The organism is Methanosphaera sp., assembly GCF_016282985.1.
In the GTDB taxonomy this organism is placed as follows: domain Archaea; phylum Methanobacteriota; class Methanobacteria; order Methanobacteriales; family Methanobacteriaceae; genus Methanosphaera.
The window spans coordinates 1-3,298 of record NZ_JAEELZ010000129.1 but is presented as its reverse complement, the minus strand read 5'-3'; the positions used below and the strand labels follow the sequence as shown (position 1 = coordinate 3,298).

Below are 3,298 nucleotides of genomic sequence, written 5' to 3'. Positions count from 1 at the left end.
TTGCAAAATAAAGTTCATATTTATATGTTTTCTTTTGCTCTTCTGTAAGATCATCCCAAGTTAATGGCCTATCATTACTGTCTACAGGGACACAGAAAGAATTAAATGTTTCCCATGCTAACAATTGTCCCGCATCATCTATGTCTAGGTTGTATCCAAATATACGACTTACTAAAAAATTATCTGATAATAGCTTATCTTGAATATCAAATAATGTTCTAAATGCAATAGGAGTAACAAATATTAATATAACGGCAAATACTGCTCTAAAATAAGAACCTTTGGCTCCTTTTTTACCATCTGCTAGTGAATCTGGATTGATCATCGCACTTATTAATTTAATAGCTATTGCAAACAAAACAACAACGCCTACTAATACATATAAGTTATTCCATATTGAAAAAACAAATTCTTCTTTAAAAAATCTAAAGTTTGAAAAATACACAAATAACTTATATAGACGTGGAATAAGCGTATATGAATGGCTACTAATAAGAACACTTAATCCTAAGAATAAAGCTTTAATTCCATATAATAACATTATTAATCACATCCTTTATCTGATGTATCATTTGTAACGATACATTTTACTAGACATACATTTTCAGAACCATAAGTTCCCATCACACTGAATACAAATTGAACAACAAATGGTAATACTATTAATAGGCCAAATGCTATCAATCTCTTTATAAATTTTCCTCTTGATTCCTTCATCTTCTTTTCATCGCCAGCAATCATTGATTTAAAGAAATCTAAAGATCCAAGTAATACGATTATAAATGGTGCTGCTATTCTAATAAATAACCAAGCATTAGTTAAGTATGCAATATCGCTACACTTAAATGTAGACTTGATCCCAGCAGCATTTGATTCTACAGCATTAACAGCAGGGTCAGTGCAGCCTCTTCCGCCGCCTTCTGGTTTAGACTCTCCACCGCCTACATGGCTTTTTGAACATATTCCATCATTCCAATTGCAGCGCGATTTTTTTACCTTGCAAACAAGTTCTTGATCTGATAAATTACAAGTGTTGCTCTTTGATACTTCTGAAACATAGCATCCACAGCCTATTTCCCTTTCACAATAATTTCCCTCAGAATCATATTTTGGGCAAGTGTCAAAACTATAATCCCTACATGTTTTGCCTTTTGCCTGTACACTAAATATTGGTAAAGCAAGTAAAACAGTTAACACCATTAGGAAAAGTAACTTGTTTTTTCTATATTTTTTCATAAATTTTTCCTCCCTATTTTCATAAATAGAAACAATTTCTTATCATACTATATTTTATCATATTATTAAAGAAATGAAAAGGCATAAATATGAATATTCTATATCTTTTTTTGCATAAAAAAGAACAATATTTTTATATTGTTCTATCTTGCTCCTTCTGATGGTAATGTTGGGTCATCTCCACCCATTCCTTGAATTGGTACGCAGTGCTTTACGCCTTTACTTTTCAATTCTCCACATTGCACATTATAATCATCTTGAGGTGGACATTTTTCCCCTTTTGTCATGTCATAATCTTGGCAATGTTTACTTTCCCCTTTTACTGGAGTATTAGGGTTATTTCCTGAGTCATCATTTTCTTCTGTTTTGGTGTCTTGATTTGTACTACCATCAATCATATCATGTATTTCTTGTGAAACATTTGGGTCTGTAGTACTACTAGATGAATTTTGTGCACCCTCAATCACTTCTTGTGCAAGTTGTCCACCAAGTGAAGTACCAGTAATTGGTTCTGGATCATCTTCTTCAAGAGGGTCTAATTCCCACTCTTTAAAGTCAATTTTTGGTTGTGCTTCCGAATAACATAACCAAAAATTTACTGAATTCTTTTTACCAGCTAATTTCTCTGATACATATTGCAAAATCCATGGTAAGAAGAAAATAAGCAATGCTGCGATTACCCTTGAAACAAAAGGTTTTCTCTTAATTCTCATTTCTTTTTCATCGTGTGCTATTAAAGCTTTAAACCAGTCTAATGAGCCCCAAATTATTAATGCAAATGGTACTCCGATTTGAATTATTCTAATAATAAATTTTGCTAATTGAAATAATGGGAACCATTTAGTTCCTTCACAGCTATAATCAGCATCTGGAACTGGTCCTACTTTTCTTTTTACTCCTCTTGTACAAACACCATCATTCCAACCACATAGTATATTTGATTCACAAGCTTCTTCAGTCTTATTTGCAAAACATGTTTGTCCACCATATGTTGATAAGAAACATTCTCCAGATGAATCACATTCACATGTTCCTTCTGCAGTAGATTTTGGACAATTATCCACAGTGTAATCAGAACATTTATTAGCATGTACGCTAATTATTGGAACAACAAGTAAAATAAACAAAACTATCAAATATTTTATTTTTTTCATACATTAACTCCTTATTGCCATATAATATGAACAATTCTCAATTTAATTTTAACATGTTTTTATATAAAATAAAAGAAATATTATTAATTTATTTTTTTCATTGTAAAATAAAAAAAATAATTCTTTCGAATTATTTTTTAGTCGTTTTCATCAACATTCCATTCAGTGAAATCGATACCTGGTTCAACAGCATGATAACAATTCCAGAAACTATCTGCTCTATTACCTGCTATTTGAGTTGCGATTAATTCAACTAACCAAGGTAAAACTAGAATAACGATTGCAGCAACAAGTCTTGAAATGAATGGTTTTCTTTTCATCTTCATTTCTTTTTCATCACCAGCAATTAAAGCTTTGAACCAATCTAATGATCCCCAAATTACTAATGCAAATGGTACTGCTATTTGAAGTACTCTAATTACGAACTTAGCAGCTGCTAGAATAGGTATTATTTTAACGTCTGAACAAATTTCAGCAAGTCCAGAAACATCTAAGAAATTAATCATAAATCCAATCTCCTCTCTTTATTTATACTCTTATGATACATTTTTTTGTTAAATATGTCAATATTTTTATCATACTTTACACTATTAATCTTCTATAATAAAATCTTCGCTTTTATGTGGTTCTTTAAATAATAAATCATTGAAGTCTTGTTGTCTTAATACTTCATATACCATTATTGCTACACTATTAGATAAATTAAGTGCTCTAACTTTATCTGTCATAGGTATTCTCATGCAATGATCTAAATCTTCTCTAAGTATTTCTTTTGGTATTCCAGTACTTTCTTTACCAAATACTAAATATATATTTTCTTCTTTATTTGAATAATCAAAAGAAGTATGTGGTTTCTTTCCATATCTTGTTAAATAATAGAAAGTCCCATTATTTTTAGATTTAAAATC

Annotated in this window: 6 protein-coding genes; 1 reads left to right on the top strand and 5 read right to left on the bottom strand. The window is 30.4% G+C overall.

Features of this window, described 5'->3' with window-relative positions; translation table 11 throughout:
- The coding region (locus QZZ11_RS07820; protein WP_292475045.1) for a hypothetical protein at positions 1–325 on the bottom strand (325 nt) is incomplete at its 3' end.
- Here QZZ11_RS07820 and QZZ11_RS07815 point away from each other — a divergent pair.
- Positions 318–578, top strand: a complete 261-nt coding sequence (locus tag QZZ11_RS07815; protein WP_292475042.1) for a hypothetical protein — start codon at positions 318–320, stop codon at positions 576–578. The genes QZZ11_RS07820 and QZZ11_RS07815 overlap by 8 nt on opposite strands.
- On the opposite strand, the gene QZZ11_RS07810 is transcribed toward QZZ11_RS07815, so the two are convergent.
- The 4 genes from QZZ11_RS07810 to QZZ11_RS07795 form a co-directional block, all read right to left on the bottom strand.
- On the bottom strand, positions 544–1,236 hold the full coding sequence (locus QZZ11_RS07810; protein WP_292475041.1) for a hypothetical protein: 693 nt from the start codon (positions 1,234–1,236) through the stop codon (positions 544–546). The genes QZZ11_RS07815 and QZZ11_RS07810 overlap by 35 nt on opposite strands.
- Before the next feature lie 143 nt (positions 1,237–1,379).
- Positions 1,380–2,390, bottom strand: a complete 1,011-nt coding sequence (locus tag QZZ11_RS07805; RefSeq protein WP_292475039.1) for a hypothetical protein — start codon at positions 2,388–2,390, stop codon at positions 1,380–1,382.
- A gap of 137 nt (positions 2,391–2,527) precedes the next feature.
- Positions 2,528–2,896: a hypothetical protein gene (locus QZZ11_RS07800; RefSeq protein WP_292475038.1), complete on the bottom strand. Its 369-nt coding sequence runs from the start codon at positions 2,894–2,896 to the stop codon at positions 2,528–2,530.
- 84 nt (positions 2,897–2,980) lie between these two features.
- Positions 2,981–3,298 (bottom strand): TrmH family RNA methyltransferase (locus QZZ11_RS07795; RefSeq protein WP_292475036.1); only part of this gene is annotated, 318 nt, incomplete at its 5' end.